Source organism: Streptomyces reniochalinae, assembly GCF_003323735.1.
Taxonomy (GTDB): Bacteria; Actinomycetota; Actinomycetes; order Streptomycetales; family Streptomycetaceae; genus Streptomyces; species Streptomyces reniochalinae.
Genome location: NZ_QOIM01000032.1, coordinates 30,040 through 44,505 on the forward strand (window position 1 = coordinate 30,040; position 14,466 = coordinate 44,505).

Genomic DNA, 14,466 nt, shown 5'->3' on the forward strand with positions numbered 1-14,466 from the left:
GAACCGGGGCGACCGCTCGGGCGGAGGCCCGGTGGTGGGCCGGACAGCCGTACGGAGCGGGTGGCGGATCGGACAGCCGAACAGAGCCGGTAGCGGATCGAAGGGGTGCGCGGAGAGGCCCGGCTCGGAGAGGCCCCGCGGCGGCCGGCGCCGGTGCCGCACATCCGAGCGAGGCGCGCGCGAGGCGCCGCGCGAGACGCCGCGTACGCTGGAGAAATGCCCGCTCCCCGCACCCTCGAAGCGCTCGCCCCCCACCTTTCCGCTCTGCCGGCCTCCTGCGGCCCCGTGCGGCTGGTGGGTGTGGACGGGCACGCGGGTTCGGGAAAGACGACCTGCGCGCGGCGCCTCGCGGCGCTGCTGGGGGGCGCTCCGGTCCTGCACCTGGACGACGTGGCCTGCCACGAGGCGCTCTTCGACTGGACGGAGCGGCTCACCACCCAGGTGCTGCGCCCGCTGGAGCGTGGCCGCAGCGCACGCTACGGCGTCTACGACTGGGTGGCCGGGGCCCGCACCACGCAGGCGGTGCTCCCGCCCGCTCCGGTCGTCCTCGTCGAGGGCGTGGGTGCGGGGCGGGCGGCGCTGCGGCCCTCGCTGGCCTGCCTGCTGTGGATGGACATGCCGCCCGGGGTGGCCTGGCGGCGCGGCCAGGAGCGGGACGGTCCCGCCCAGCGGGGGTTCTGGGACCGCTGGATCCCGGCGGAGCGTGCGCACTTCGCCGCCGACCCGTCCCGGCCGTTCGCGGACTACCTGGTGCGGGAGCGTCGCGAGAGTCAGGGGTGGTACGAGGTGTGCGGGCGCACCGGAGAGGCTCCGGTCTCTCCGGTGAATATGACCCTCCGTATATCTCAGGGCAGTTGACAGCGATCCGCGGCACTGAGTGCAACCGCGCGGCTTGACCCGTGCGCCTCGAACCGATTACTTTTCCAACAGGCGGTCTACGCAGGCCGTCTGCGGACGCGAAGCCCCCGGTTGTTCCCCCGTGACCGGGGGCTTCGTTCTGCTCGGAAACGCTCAAGCGGAAGCAGTACAGCGCATTTACCTCACGCTTCGTAGCGGCCTTGCGCAAACCTTCGCACCGGTCGGCCCCGCGGCGCCGGCCCGGACGGCCGCGTTCCCCTGGCCAACGTGCCACTCAGCCCGTACACCACCCTTCGACGGTGCCCCCCCCGCGCGGGTACGATGCGAAACAGCGCGGGAACCCCGGGTGATAACCGGCAGATGACGGGGGACGTTTCGTGGGGGACGTGAGGAACTTCGGCACGCAGGACCCCCAGGGCCTGCACGCCCCGGCCGAACTCGCGTGGCTTCGCGGGGTGGACGCCTACACCGTCGGCGGCTACGCGCAGGCCGAGGAGGAGTTCCGCACCGCGGTGCGGCTCGACCCCGGGATGGCGGATGCCTGGCTCGGACTGCACGCACTGCGGGCCGACACCGCCACAGCGCTGCTGCGGATGTACCACCACCGCGACCGCTTCGGCGAGCAGCGCCACCGCCACGGCCGCACCCTCAACTCCTGGTACTGGCTGGGCTGGTGGGTGCAGCCGGTGCTGGAGTACGAGCGAGATCTGCTGCTGGCCCACGCCTCCCACTGGCTCGACGGCCGGCACGTCGCGGAGCTCGACCGCGCGCTGGCCGGCTGCCCGCCCGTCGACGCCGACCCCCAGGTGCGTTTCCTGCACGCCTGCCGCGCCTACCTGGCCAAGGACTGGGAGGGGCTGGTCGCCCACACCGAGCCGCTGGTGGACGACGCGCTGCTGGGCATCGAGGCCGGTCTGTTCGCCGGGATGGCGCGGGTCAGGCTGGAGATGTACGGGCAGGCCGAGCCGCTGCTGGCGGCCGCCTTGATGCGCTGCCGGAGCGAACAGCCGCAGCGCAAGGAGCTGCGCTACTGGCTGGCGCGCGCCCGCGAGGGCACCGGGCGCAGCGCGGCCGCGCTGCCCCTGTACCGGGCCGTGCACCGCATCGATCCCGCGTTCATGGACACCGCGGCACGCCTGACGACCATCGCCGAGAGCGACGGGGCGGGCGGCACCGCGGAGGATCTGGCCGCGGCCGTGCTCTCGGGCGGCGCGCTCGGCCCGGGCGGCGGGGCGGTCGACGCGGCGCTGGAGTTCTACGACACCGGCTGCGAGCCCACCGGGGAGGCGGCCCGCACCGCCGACCCGGCCGACGGCGCCGCGCTGGAGCCGACCGGCTGCGACGGCGCGTTCGTCGACGGCGCGCCGGGCTCCGTGCCCACGGGGCAGACACCCGCGGGGGCCGTCCCCGGCGAGGCGGACGCGGCCGAGCCCGCCGACCCCGTGGTGGACCCGCGCGCCGACGAGCTGCGGCTGGAGGACTCCGGGGACCCGGCCGAGCCCATCCGGGTGGACACCGGCGTCCTGCGGGAGCGCACGGCGTGGGGGGCGGGCGCGGACGGCAGGCTGCCGGCCGGGCCCTCGGACCCGGTGCTGCTGGCGCAGGCGCTGGACGAGCTGGAGCGCATGGTGGGTCTCGAGCCCGTCAAGCGCCAGGTGCGGGCGCTCTCGGCGCAGTTGCACATGGCGCGGCTGCGGGCGTCGCAGGGCCTGCCGGTGCAGCCGCCGAAGCGGCACTTCGTCTTCTCGGGCCCCTCGGGCACGGGCAAGACCACGGTGGCCCGCATACTGGGCCGCGCCTTCTACGCGCTGGGTCTGCTGGGCGGCGACCATCTGGTGGAGGCCCAACGCGCGGACCTGGTGGGCGAGTACCTGGGCCAGACCGCCGTCAAGGCGAACGAGCTGATCGACTCGGCGCTCGGCGGCGTGCTGTTCGTCGACGAGGCCTACGCGCTGTCCAACTCCGGCTACACCAAGGGCGACGCCTACGGTGACGAGGCGCTCCAGGTGCTGCTCAAGCGCGCCGAGGACAACCGCGACCAGCTGGTGGTCATCCTGGCGGGCTATCCGGAGGGGATGGACCGGCTGCTGGCGGCCAACCCCGGGCTCTCGTCGCGCTTCACGACCCGCGTCGACTTCCCCAGCTACCGCCCGCTGGAGCTGACGGCGATCGGCGAGGTGCTGGCCGCCGAGGGCGGCGACGTGTGGGACGAGGAGGCGCTGGAGGAGCTGCGGAGCATCAGCGGCCACGTCGTCGACCAGGACTGGATCGACGAGTTGGGCAACGGCCGCTTCCTGCGCACCCTGTACGAGAAGAGCTGCGCCTACCGCGATCTGCGGCTGTCCGGGTACGCGGGCACCCCCACGCGGGACGATCTGGCGACGCTGCGGCTTCCCGACCTCATGCAGGCGTACGGGGAGGTGCTGTCGGGGCGGGGGCCTGACGGGCCTCGTCCCGGCCCGCAGCCGCCGGTCTGAGCCCCGGCGCCCACCCTTGCACGTGCCGCGCCGGGGGCAGCGCGGTATCGGTGTGGGCGGGGTCGTGCACCTCGCCGACCAGCATTTCCAGCACGTCCTCCAGCGCCGCCACGCCCAGCACCCGGCCCGAGGCGTCGGCGACGGCCGCCAGGTGCGAGGCGCCGGCCCGCATCGCGGTGAGCGCGTCGTCCAGCGGCGTGTGCCCGCGCAGCGTCGCCATGGGCCGCCACAGCCGCCGCGGCACGGGCCTCTCGCTCTCCTCCAGGTCGAGCACGTCCTTGACGTGCAGGTAGCCGAGGAAGGCGCCGTCGTCGGCGCGGACGGGGAAGCGCGAGTAGCCGGTGCGCACGGTCAGCTCCTCCACTTCGCGCGGGGTGACGTCCGTTCCGACGGTGACCAGGTCGGTACGGCCCAGCAGGACGTCGGTCAGCGGCCTGGAGCCCAGCTGGAGCGCGTCGGCGAGCCGGGCCTGCTCCTCCGCCTCCAGCAGCCCCGCCTGCCGCGAGTCGGCCACCAGGCGGCCGAGCTGTTCGCTGGTGAAGACCGCCTCGACCTCGTCCTTGGGCTCGACGCGGAAGAGCCGCAGGACGACGGTGGCGCACGAGCCCAGGGCCAGCGTCACCGGGCGGGTCACCCGGGCGAAGGCGACCAGCGCCGGGCTCAGCCACAGCGCGGCGCGCTCGGGGTCGGCCATGGCGAGGTTCTTGGGCACCATCTCGCCGACCACCAGGTGGAAGAAGACCACGAGGGCCAGCGCGCACACGTATCCGGCGGGGTGCACCAGCGGCTCGGGCAGCCGCAGCGTGTGGAACACGGGCTCCAGCAGGTGTGCCACGGTGGGCTCGGCCACGGCGCCCAGGGTCAGCGAGCACACCGTGATGCCGAACTGCGCGGCGGCCATCATGCGCGGAAGCGCCTCCAGACCGCGCAGCACCCGCCGGGCGCGCACGGAGCCCTCGGCGGCGAGGGGTTCGATCTGGCTGCGGCGTACGGAGACGAGGGCGAACTCGGCGCCGACGAAGAAGCCGTTGGCGAGCACCAGCAGCGCGGCGAAGACGAGTTGCAGGAAGCTCATCGGGCGGCCACCTCACCGGAGTGCGCCCGGCGGGCCGTCTCGCCGCGCTGGTGTGCCGGGGCGGTGACGCGGACGCGTTCGGCACGGTGGTGGGCGACGTGCCGCACCAGCAGCTGCCACTCCCCGGCCGCGCCCCGCGAGCCGTCGCCGGGAGAGCCGGACCCTGCGGCGGACACCCGAAGGTGCGCCGTGTCCCCGCGTGCCGGGATGCGGCCCAGCAGGTCGGCGACGAGTCCCGCCACCGTCTCGTACGGGCCTTCGGGCACCTCCAGGCCGATGCGGCGCAGCTCCCCCACCCGGCAGCCGCCGTCGGCCTCCCAGGCAGGGCGGCCGTCGGCGCCGGGCGACGCCGGGGCGAGTTCGGGCAGTTCGTCGTAGAGCTGCCCGTCGTGCTCGTCGCGCACCTCGCCGACGATCTCCTCGACGATGTCCTCGAGCGTGACCACGCCCGCGGTGCCGCCGTACTCGTCGACGGCGACGGCGATGGGCTGCTCGCTGCGCAGCCGCGCGAGCAGGGGCCGCACCGGCAGCGTGCGGGGCACCAGCAGCGCGGGGACGGCGATGCGGGCCGCGGGGGTGTGCAGCCTCAGGTGGGCGGGGACGGCGAGCGCGTCCTTGAGGTGGACCATGCCGGTGACCTCGTCCAGGGTGTCCTGGTAGACGGGGAAGCGGGAGAGCCCGGTGGCGCGGGTGAGGTTGAGGACGTCCTCGGCGGTCGCCCGTGCCTGCAAGGCGCTGACCCGTACGCGCGGCGTCATCACGTGCTGCGCCGTCAACTCGCCCAGCGCGAGGGTGCGCACGAACAGGTCGGCGGTGTCCTGCTCCAGCGCTCCGGCGCGGGCCGAGTGGTGGGCCAGTGAGACGAGTTCTCCCGGGGTGCGCGCCGAGTCCAGCTCCTCGGCCGGCTGCACGCCGAAGAGCCGCACCATGCGGTTGGCGGCCGCGTTGAGCAGCGCGATCACCGGCCGGAACAGCCGGGAGAAGAGGCCCTGCGGTCCCGCCACGAACCGGGCGACGGCCAGCGGCCTGGAGACCGCCCAGTTCTTGGGGACCAGTTCGCCCACCACCATCTGCACGGCGGAGGCGATCAGCATGCCGAGGACGACGGCGACGCCGCCGACCGCGCCCTCGGGCAGACCGGTGGCGGCCAGCGGTCCGCCCAGCAGCCGGGCGAGCGCCGGCTCGGCGAGCATGCCGGTGACCAGAGAGGTGAGGGTGATGCCGAGTTGGGTGCCGGAGAGCTGGAAGGACAGTTCACGCAGGGCGCGGACGACGGTGCGGGCCTTGCGGTCGCCCTGCGCGGCGGCGCGCTCGGCCTCGGGTTTCTCGACGGTGACGAGCCCGAACTCCGCCGCGACGAAGAAGCCGTTGGCGAGGATGAGCGCGAACGCCACGCCGAGCAGCAGTAGCGGGAGGGTCATGCCGCGCCCCCCGGTGCACGGGACGCGGCGCACGTACTACAGGACGATCCGTCCATCGTGTGAGGTGGTCACTCCTCGGGTCGCTGGTGCCGTCAGAGCGCGGGGCGGCTCATGCCGGTGGGCAACAGGGTAAACACTGGCCCTCACCCCGCGAAGACGCGCGGCAGCGCGCCGGGGTTCAGCGGTCGGCTCGGCTCGCGGCGTCCGCAGCCGAGCCCTCCTCCGGGCCGCCCTGGTCGACGAGGGCGCGCAGCGCGCGGGCCTGGGCCAGCGCCTGCCGCTTGGCGATGCCGGGCTGGATGCCCATGGCGGGGAGGCTGGTGCCGTCCGCCAGGTCGAGCGAGACCCAGGGGTCACCCGGACGCAGCCGTACGGCGATGATCTGCGCCCATTCGAGGCGGCGCCTGGTCGTCAGGTTGACGACGGTGACCCCCCGCGGGTCGACGGTCAGCTGTGGACGGCTCAGCAGCGCCAGTACGGCGAGGAAGAGCGCACCGGTGACGATGAAGCTGGCCCGCTCGCCGCCCCCCATCTCAAGCATCAGTGCGACGACGGTGAGGGCGACGAACACGACGACACCGGCCGTCATGAGCACCACACGGGTACGCGTGGGCCGGAACGTGACGGGGAGCGCGGGCAGTTCGGCGCTGTCGGTCATGGCAAGGCTCCGGTGCCGGGTCGTCGGGGAGGGGCGGGTGTCACAGCCGACAGGCGTGGATGCCGGTGGTGAGGATCGCGCGGGCGCCCAGGTCGTAGAGGTCGTCCATGATCCGCTGCGCGTCGCTGGTGCGGACCATGGAGCGGACGGCGACCCAGCCCTGGTCGTGCAGCGGCGAGATGGTCGGCGACTCGAGGCCCGGGGTGAGCGCGACGGCCTCCTCCAGGTGCTCGGCGCGGATGTCGTAGTCCATCATCACGTAGGTGCGGGCCACCAGGACGCCCTGGAGGCGGCGCAGGAACTGCTGCACCTTGGGGTTCTCCTGCTCCTCGCCTCCGCTCCTGCGGATCACGACGGCCTCGGACTGCAAGATCGGCTCGCCGACGACCTCCAGGCCCGCGTTGCGCAGCGAGGTGCCCGTCTCCACCACGTCCGCGATCACCTGGGCGACACCCAGCTCGATGGCCGTCTCCACGGCGCCGTCGAGGTGGACGACCGAGGCGTCGATGCCCTTGTCCGCCAGGTGCCGGGCGACGATGCCCTCGTAGGAGGTGGCGACCGTCAGTCCCCGCAGGTCGTCGGGCGAGGTGATCGTGCCGGGCTTGGCCGCGTAGCGGAAGGTCGAGCGGGCGAAGCCGAGCGGCAGCAGCTCCTCGGCCCGCGCGCCCGAGTCCAGCAGCAGGTCGCGCCCCGTAATGCCGATGTCGAGGCGTCCGGAGCTGACGTAGATGGCGATGTCGCGGGGGCGCAGGTAGAAGAACTCGACCTCGTTCTCCGGGTCCACCAGGACGAGTTCCTTGGAGGCCTTGCGCTGCTGGTAGCCGGCCTCATGCAGCATCTCCCCCGCAGGGCCGGAGAGGGAACCCTTGTTGGGGACGGCGATGCGCAGCATGGGAGGGCTTCCTTCGGTGGGTGGTGTGGTGGTTTGCGGGGGCCGCGAGAATGCCGGGGCGCGAGAACGCAGCCGGGCTCAGAGGTGAGCGTATACGTCGTCGAGGGCGATGCCCTTGGCGGCCATGAGCACCTGGAGATGGTAGAGGAGCTGCGAGATCTCCTCCGCCGTACGCGCGTCGCTCTCGTACTCGGCGGCCATCCAGACCTCGGCGGCCTCCTCCACGACCTTCTTGCCGATGGCGTGCACGCCCGCGGCGGCGAGCTCGGCGGTGCGGGAGGTCGCGGGGTCGCCGTGGGCGGCCTTGTGCTGCAACTCGGTGAAGAGCTGCTCGAATGTCTTGTTCGCCATGGTGTCTGCCACCCTACGCGGTCCCGGCGGCCGCTCAGCGCCAGGGTTCGGCCACCGTCCTGAGGGTCGTGGCCGTCGCCACGGCGGCGGTGACCGCCTCGTGGCCCTTGTCCTCGCTGGAGTGCGGCAGACCGGCGCGGGCGAGGGCCTGTTCGTCGTCGTCGCAGGTCAGCACGCCGAAGCCGATGGGGACGCCGCTGCGCACGGCCACGTCGGTGAGGCCCTGGGTGACCCCCTGGCAGACGTAGTCGAAGTGCGGGGTGCCGCCGCGGATGACGACACCGAGCGCGACGATCGCGTCGTAGCCGCGGTCGGCGAGAACCTTGGCGACGACGGGCAGCTCGAAGCTGCCGGGGACGCGCAGCACGGTGGGCTCGTCGATGCCCAGCTCGCCCAGCGCCCGCAGCGCGCCGTCGACGAGGCCGTCCATCACCTGCTGGTGCCACTGCGCCGCCACCACGGCCACCCGCAGGTCCTGGCAGTTCTTGACGGTCAGTTCGGGTGCGCCCTTGCCGCTCACGGTGCTCCTCGCAGGTGTCTGGTGTGCTGTGGATGGTCTCGTCCGGTACCGCGCGGCCGCTACTGCGTGCCGCAGGGGGAGGTGCGGTCCGCGTCCAGCCAGGGCAGGTCGTGGCCCATGCGGTCGCGCTTGGTCCGCAGGTAGCGCAGGTTGTGCTCGCCCGCCTGCACGGGCATCGGCTCCCGTCCCGTGACCCGGAGCCCGTGGCTGAGCAGGGCCGCGGTCTTGTCGGGGTTGTTCGTCAGCAGCCGCAGCGACCGCACGCCCAGGTCGGTGAGGATCTGCGCGGCCGCGGCGTAGTCGCGCGCGTCCGCGGGGAGGCCGAGTTCGAGGTTGGCGTCGAGGGTGTCGCGGCCGTGCTCCTGGAGCTCGTAGGCGCGCAGCTTGGACAGCAGCCCGATGCCCCGCCCCTCGTGGCCCCGCAGGTAGAGCACGATGCCGCGGCCCTCCTCCTGGACACGTTCGAGTGAGGTCTCCAGCTGGGGTCCGCAGTCGCAGCGCTGGGAGCCGAAGACGTCCCCGGTCAGGCACTCGGAGTGCACCCGCACGAGCACGTCCTCACCACCGACGGCGCCGCCGGACGCGTCGGGCCCCGCGATGTCGCCGGTCACCAGTGCGATGTGCTCGACCCCGTCGACGGTGGAGCGGTAGCCGTAGGCGCGGAACTCTCCGTGCCGGGTGGGCAGCCGGGTGGCGGCCTCGCGGCGCACCGTCGGCTCGGCGCTGCGCCGGTAGGCGGCCAGGTCCTCGATGGAGATGATCCGCAGACCGTGCTTGCGCGCGAACGGCACCAGCTCGGGCAGCCGCAGCATGGCGCCGTCCTCGCCCGCGATCTCGACGATGGCCGCGGCGGGCCGCAGCCCCGCGAGCCTGGCCAGGTCGACGCCCGCCTCGGTGTGCCCGGTCCGCGCCAGCACACCGCCCGGCCTGGCCCGCAGCGGGAAGGCGTGCCCGGGCCGCACGAAGTCCTCGGCGGTGGCCTCGGCGGCGGCGAGCAGCCGGATCGTGGCGGCGCGGTCGGCCGCGGAGATCCCGGTGCTGACGCCGTGCGCGCCGGTCGCGTCCACGGACACGGTGAAGGCGGTGCCCATGGACTCGGTGTTCTCGGCGACCATCTGCGGCAGGGACAGCCGGTCGAGGTCGGCGGCCTCCATCGGGGTGCAGATCAGCCCCCGGCACTCGCTCATCATGAAGGCGACGATCTCGGGCGTGATCAGCTCGGCGGCGACCACCAGGTCGCCCTCGTTCTCCCGGCTCTCGTCGTCCACGACCACGACGGGGCGGCCCTCCGCGATGTCGCGCACCGCCTCCTCGACCGGGTCGAGGACGAGGTCGAAGTGCGCGTCGCCGGCTTCCCCGGCCGTCCGGCCGGGCTGCGGGACCGCGCCCGCGGCGGGGCCCGGCGCGTCGTACCGGTGGGGGAGAGAGGTCATCAGCGGGCTCCTTCTTCCTTGCAGGGCGCCGGCCTGCGGTGCGCCGGCCTGTGAGCGGCGCCGCTCACAACGCGGCTCCGGTCGGGCCCAGCGCGGGCTCCTTACGGGTTCCCGCCGGGGCGCGGGCATCGCTGCGGGACCGCTGCCACCAGTCACGCAGTCCCCAGAGCACCAGGCCGAGGTAGACGACGTAGACGAGTCCTGAGAAGGCCAGCCCGCTGCTGAAGGCCAGCGGCACGCCGACCACGTCGACCAGCAGCCAGGCGAACCAGAACTCCACCAGGCCACGCGCCTGGGCGACCATGGCGGCCAGCGTGCCGACGAAGATGTAGGCGTCGGCCCACGGGCTCCAGGAGAGGGCCGGAACGAGGCTGAAGAGGACGCCGACGGCCACCGTGCCCAGCGCGGTGCCCAGCGCGAGGACCCCGCGCTCGCGCCGGCCGGCGAACCGTACGGCGATGGAGCCGTCCTGCGCCCGCTGGTTGCCGCGCCGCCACTGGTACCAGCCCCACAGGGCCACCACGATCACCAGGAGCTGCTTGCCGACACCGCCGGCCAGGTGCGCGGAGGCGAACGCGCCGACGAGTACCAGCCCGGAGAGGAACTGCGCGGGCCACGTCGCGATGGAGCGGCGCCAGCCGAGCGCGAGCGCTATCAGCCCGATGGTGTTGCCCAGCATGTCGGACCAGATGACGCGCTGCCCGAAGACGGTGAACGCCTCGGTGTTGAGCCACTCGAAGACGTTCACCGCGCCCCTTCCCTCTCTCCCCTGCTCAGGGTCTCGCGGCCGTCCGGGGTCTCGCGGCCGGTGGGCGCGGCGCCCATCAGCCGCTCCACGTACTTGGCCAGGACGTCGACCTCCAGGTTCACCGGGTCGCCAGGCTGCTTGGTGCCGAGCGTGGTCAGGGCGAGCGTGGTGGGGATGAGGGAGACGGTGAAGTGGGCCTCCCCCGCCTCCACCACGGTCAGGCTGATGCCGTCCACCGTGATCGAGCCCTTCTCCACCACGTACCTGCCGAGCCCGTCGGGCAGGGCGACGGTGATCTCGGTGCCGCTGTCCTTGTCGTTGCGGGCCGTGATGGTGCCCCTGCCATCGACGTGCCCCTGCACGAGATGGCCGTCGAGCCTCCCGCCCAGCGCCATGGGGCGCTCCAGGTTGACGGGCGAGCCGGCCTTCAGCGCGCCGAGGCCGGAGCGGTGCAGGGTCTCCGCCATGACGTCGGCGGTGAAGACGCCGTTACTCGTCTCGACGACGGTCAGGCACACGCCGTTGACGGCGATCGAGTCTCCGTGGCCCGCGTCCGCCGTGACGCGGGGTCCGCGCAGCCGCAGCCGTGCCGCCTCGCCCCGGTCCTCGACGGCGACGACCTCGCCCAGCTCTTCCACGATTCCGGTGAACACTCAGGACTCCTCTGGTTGCTCGGGCGGCTTCTCCGCTCCGGCGGTGGCGGCAGCGGCGGCGGTGTGGGCCGTCCCGGGTGCCGTGCCGCCCACGGCGGTGATCCGCAGGTCGGGGCCGAGTCGCACGGTCTCGCTCACGGTCAGCCGCAACGCCTGGGCGAGCGTGCTGATTCCGGCCTCGCCCAGCGCCGGCGGCCCGGCCCCCAGCAGCACGGGCGCCAGATAGCCGACCACCCGGTCGACCAGGCCCGCGGCGACGAACGCGCCGGCGAGGGTGGCGCCGCCCTCCAGCAGCACGGAGCGCACACCGCGTCCGTGCAGGGCCGCCAGCAGGGTGGTCAGGTCGAGCCCGGGCCCCTCGGGCGCCCGGGGCAGCCGCAGCAGTGCGGCATCGCCCTCGGCGCCGCGCAGCGCGGTTTCCAGAGCCCCGGCGTCCGCGTCGCCGGCGACGGCGACGAGGGTGGGCGCCACGGGGTCGAGGACGCGTGCCCCGGGCCCGACGGCGGCGGCCTCGCTGTCGACGACGACGCGGAGCGGCTGGATGGCGCCGGGGATTCCGCGCACGGCCAGGTGCGGATCGTCGGCGCGTGCCGTGCCGGAACCGACGAGCACCGCGTCGGACTCGGCGCGCAGCCTGTGCACGTCGGTGCGGGCCTCTGCGGAGGTGATCCAGCGGCTGGAGCGGTCGGCCGCGGCGGTGCGCCCGTCGAGCGTGGCGGCGTACTTCCAGGTCACGTAGGGGCGGCCGTGCAGCACCGAGGTCAGCCACGCCACGTTGCCCGCGGCCGCCTCGTCGGCCAGCAGCCCGCCCTCGACGTCGACACCGGCGGCCGCGAGGGTACGGGCGCCGCCTGCGGCCCCTGGGCTCGGGTCGGAGACGGCGTAGACGACGCGCGAGACCCCCGCGGCGACGAGCGCCCGCGAGCACGGTCCGGTGCGTCCGGTGTGGTCACAGGGCTCCAGCGTGACGACCGCGGTGCCGCCGCGCGCGTCGTCGCCCGCCTCGGCGAGGGCGTGGACCTCGGCGTGCGGCCCGCCGGCGCGCTGATGCCAGCCCTCCCCCACGGTCCGGCCCGCACGGTCGAGGACGACGCAGCCCACGACCGGGTTCGGACTGGTGGAGCCGAGCCCCCGCGCGGCGAGGGCGAGGGCGCGGCGCATGGCATCGCGCTCGGCCTGCGGCGCGGACGGCGCCTGGGGGTGGGGGGCCACCGGGTCCTCCTGCCTCATCGGGCACGGACTCCGGGGCTCGCTCGAGGGACCTCGAGGGACGAGGGCGGACACGCATCCGGTGGGAAACCGGCCGGGGCGGAGGACCCGCTTCGAGGCTGCTGCCCGGGCGGGGCCGCCGACGAGGACGGCGTACCGGCTTCGGCCCGCCGCGCACTGCCTCCCATCCGGACTTTCACCGTCGGTCCAGGAATCTCACCTGGTCAACCGGCCGCTGGCTGCGGGCGGGTCGCGGACTGTAACCGCCGGTTCGGACTTTCACCGACCCCGGAGTGCGCTGACGTCACTGGTACTCCCCCAGCCTTCGGCCGGGAGGTACCCCAAGTCTGCCACGCGGAAGCGGGACCCATGCGGGCGGACGCTGTGTGCTGACTCACAGTGGCCGAAAACAGCGCCTCCGTATCCGCGCCCTGCGCTCGTGTACGCCCCGCGCAGGTGTCAGCCCTGTGCAGGTGTCAGCCCTGTACAGGTGTTCGAACCGGCCGCGGGCCGGGCACGATCAGCGCGGGACACCGGCGGGGTCCCCACGGCCGGCGCCGGTGGCGGTCCCGGCCGCGCGGCGCCTCTCGCGAGACGAGTGGCGACGGCGGGACACGGGCGGCGGCAAGGGGAGACAGGGACAGGATGCAGACGGGCGACAGCCGGCGGGAGCCGGATGCGAGGACGGACACCGCGCCCGGCGACCGGCGGCTCGACGGGCGCGCGACAGTGCCCGACGACGGGCGCGCGACGGCGTCCGTGGGGAGCGACCGGGTGCGCGACGCGCGCTTGGAGGCCACCGCGGCGGGCACTTCCGGCCAATCACGCCCCGGCCGGGAGGTACGGCGAGCGAGGGTGGCCGTCTCCGTTGTCTTCGCCGTGCACGGCACGGCCAGCGGCACCTTCGCCACCCGCATCCCCTGGCTGCGCGAAAACCTCGGCCTCAGCCCCGGCTGGCTGGGACTGGCACTGGTGTTCATGACGGTGGGCGCCTCCGCCGCCATGCCGCTCTCCGCCCGCCTCGCCCACAGGTACGGCCCCCGGCGCGCCCTCGCCTGGGTGTCCCTGGTCTGCTGCGCGGGCCTTGTGCTGCCGCCGCAGGCACCCGCGCTGGGCTGGCTGTGCGTGGCCCTCTTCCTCTACGGGTGCGGGCTCGGGCTGATGGACGTGGCCATGAACGCCCAGGGCGTACGCGTCGAGGCGGCGTACGGACGGTCGGTGATGTCGGGGCTGCACGGCCTGTGGAGCGTGGGCACCCTGGTCGGCGGCGCGGGCGGCGTACTGGCCGCCCACGCGGGCCTCGACGGGCGGGTCCACCTGGCTTCGGCCGCGCCGCTGCTGGGTGCGCTCGCGGTGGCCGCCGCGCACTGGACACCGGGGACCGAGCCCGCGACCGCGCCGGACGCCGCCGACGGGGACGACGGCACCGAAGCGCCGCCCCGGTTCGCGCTGCCCTCACGCGGCGCGCTGGCCATCGGACTGCTGGGCTTCTGCGCGGTCTTCGCCGAGGGGGCCTCGATGGACTGGTCCGGCATCTATCTGGCCGACGTCACCGGAGCCGAACCAGGACTCGCCGCCTCCGCCTACACGGCGTTCGCCTGCACCATGGCCCTCGCCCGGCTGTCCGGCGACGCGGTGGTGCGGCGCTTCGGCCCCGTGGCGACGGTACGGGCCGGCGGAGTGCTCGCCGCGCTGGGCGCGGCGCTCGTCGTCGCCGCCCGCACACCCGCCGTGGCCGTCACCGGGTTCGCCCTCATCGGGGTCGGCATCGCCGTGGTGGTCCCGCTCTGCTTCGCCGCGGCGGGCCGCACCACCGCCACCGCGCCGGGACAGGCCATCGCCGGGGTCGCCACCCTGGCCTACGCCTCGGGCCTGGCCGCGCCCGCCATCGTCGGCTGGATCGCCCAGACGACCACGCTGTCGGTCTCCTTCGGCGTCGTCACCGCCCTGCTGCTGGGGCTGGTGGCCATGGCCACCGTCCTGCGCGCCTGACGCTCGGCGCTGTGCCCGAGCCGGCTTCCCCGGCCTCTCGCGTCCCTGCGCCCCTGGGGGCGCTCCCGACGAAGGGTCCGTGCGTGCAGCGCCGAGCACCCCGGCGGGGGTACGCCGCCCCTGCGGTGGCGGCAGAGGTTGCGGGCGGGATAAGGGTGCGGGCGGTCGAACTAGGATGT

Annotated in this window: 13 protein-coding genes and 1 riboswitch; of the genes, 3 read left to right on the plus strand and 10 right to left on the minus strand. The window is 74.3% G+C overall.

Annotated elements, in window-relative coordinates; translation table 11 throughout:
* Positions 1-216 precede the first annotated feature (216 nt).
* A complete protein-coding gene (locus tag DQ392_RS12355; RefSeq protein WP_114015618.1) occupies positions 217-858 on the plus strand; it encodes a uridine kinase family protein in 642 nt (213 codons plus the stop codon).
* 377 nt (positions 859-1,235) lie between these two features.
* Positions 1,236-3,335, plus strand: a complete 2,100-nt coding sequence (locus DQ392_RS12360; protein ID WP_114015619.1) for an AAA family ATPase — start codon at positions 1,236-1,238, stop codon at positions 3,333-3,335.
* On the opposite strand, the gene DQ392_RS12365 is transcribed toward DQ392_RS12360, so the two are convergent.
* From DQ392_RS12365 to ribD, 10 genes are all read right to left on the minus strand, one after another.
* On the minus strand, positions 3,259-4,410 hold the full coding sequence (locus DQ392_RS12365; protein WP_114015620.1) for a hemolysin family protein: 1,152 nt from the start codon (positions 4,408-4,410) through the stop codon (positions 3,259-3,261). The two genes, DQ392_RS12360 and DQ392_RS12365, sit on opposite strands and share 77 nt — an antisense overlap.
* Positions 4,407-5,831 carry a hemolysin family protein gene (locus tag DQ392_RS12370; RefSeq protein WP_114015804.1) on the minus strand — a complete coding sequence of 475 codons (1,425 nt, stop codon included), beginning with the start codon at positions 5,829-5,831 and terminating at the stop codon, positions 4,407-4,409. Before DQ392_RS12370 ends, DQ392_RS12365 begins: the two co-directional genes overlap by 4 nt.
* A 178-nt stretch (positions 5,832-6,009) precedes the next feature.
* The gene (locus DQ392_RS12375; protein WP_114015621.1) at positions 6,010-6,489 is read right to left on the minus strand and encodes a PH domain-containing protein; all 480 of its coding nucleotides are present in this window, start codon (positions 6,487-6,489) and stop codon (positions 6,010-6,012) included.
* A gap of 40 nt (positions 6,490-6,529) precedes the next feature.
* Entirely contained in the window at positions 6,530-7,381 is an 852-nt protein-coding gene (gene hisG, locus DQ392_RS12380; RefSeq protein WP_114015622.1) for an ATP phosphoribosyltransferase, read from the minus strand.
* Between the two features lie 78 nt (positions 7,382-7,459).
* Positions 7,460-7,732 (minus strand): phosphoribosyl-ATP diphosphatase, encoded by a 273-nt coding sequence (locus tag DQ392_RS12385; protein ID WP_114015623.1) that lies wholly within the window; start codon positions 7,730-7,732, stop codon positions 7,460-7,462.
* A gap of 34 nt (positions 7,733-7,766) precedes the next feature.
* Positions 7,767-8,252 (minus strand): 6,7-dimethyl-8-ribityllumazine synthase, encoded by a 486-nt coding sequence (ribH, locus tag DQ392_RS12390; RefSeq protein ID WP_114015624.1) that lies wholly within the window; start codon positions 8,250-8,252, stop codon positions 7,767-7,769.
* 59 nt (positions 8,253-8,311) lie between these two features.
* Positions 8,312-9,685: a bifunctional 3,4-dihydroxy-2-butanone-4-phosphate synthase/GTP cyclohydrolase II gene (locus tag DQ392_RS12395; protein ID WP_114015625.1), complete on the minus strand. Its 1,374-nt coding sequence runs from the start codon at positions 9,683-9,685 to the stop codon at positions 8,312-8,314.
* 64 nt (positions 9,686-9,749) lie between these two features.
* Entirely contained in the window at positions 9,750-10,433 is a 684-nt protein-coding gene (gene pnuC, locus DQ392_RS12400; RefSeq protein ID WP_114015626.1) for a nicotinamide riboside transporter PnuC, read from the minus strand.
* The gene (locus tag DQ392_RS12405) at positions 10,430-11,086 is read right to left on the minus strand and encodes a riboflavin synthase (protein ID WP_114015627.1); all 657 of its coding nucleotides are present in this window, start codon (positions 11,084-11,086) and stop codon (positions 10,430-10,432) included. Before DQ392_RS12405 ends, pnuC begins: the two co-directional genes overlap by 4 nt.
* Complete coding sequence (gene ribD, locus DQ392_RS12410; protein WP_114015628.1) at positions 11,087-12,316, minus strand: bifunctional diaminohydroxyphosphoribosylaminopyrimidine deaminase/5-amino-6-(5-phosphoribosylamino)uracil reductase RibD; 1,230 nt, start codon at positions 12,314-12,316, stop codon at positions 11,087-11,089.
* Positions 12,317-12,465: 149 nt separating this feature from the next.
* A riboswitch (FMN riboswitch) is annotated at positions 12,466-12,596 on the minus strand.
* Between the two features lie 488 nt (positions 12,597-13,084).
* On the opposite strand from ribD, the gene DQ392_RS12415 reads away from it, so the two are divergent.
* Positions 13,085-14,287 carry an MFS transporter gene (locus DQ392_RS12415; protein WP_181856405.1) on the plus strand — a complete coding sequence of 401 codons (1,203 nt, stop codon included), beginning with the start codon at positions 13,085-13,087 and terminating at the stop codon, positions 14,285-14,287.
* Positions 14,288-14,466: the final 179 nt, after the last annotated feature.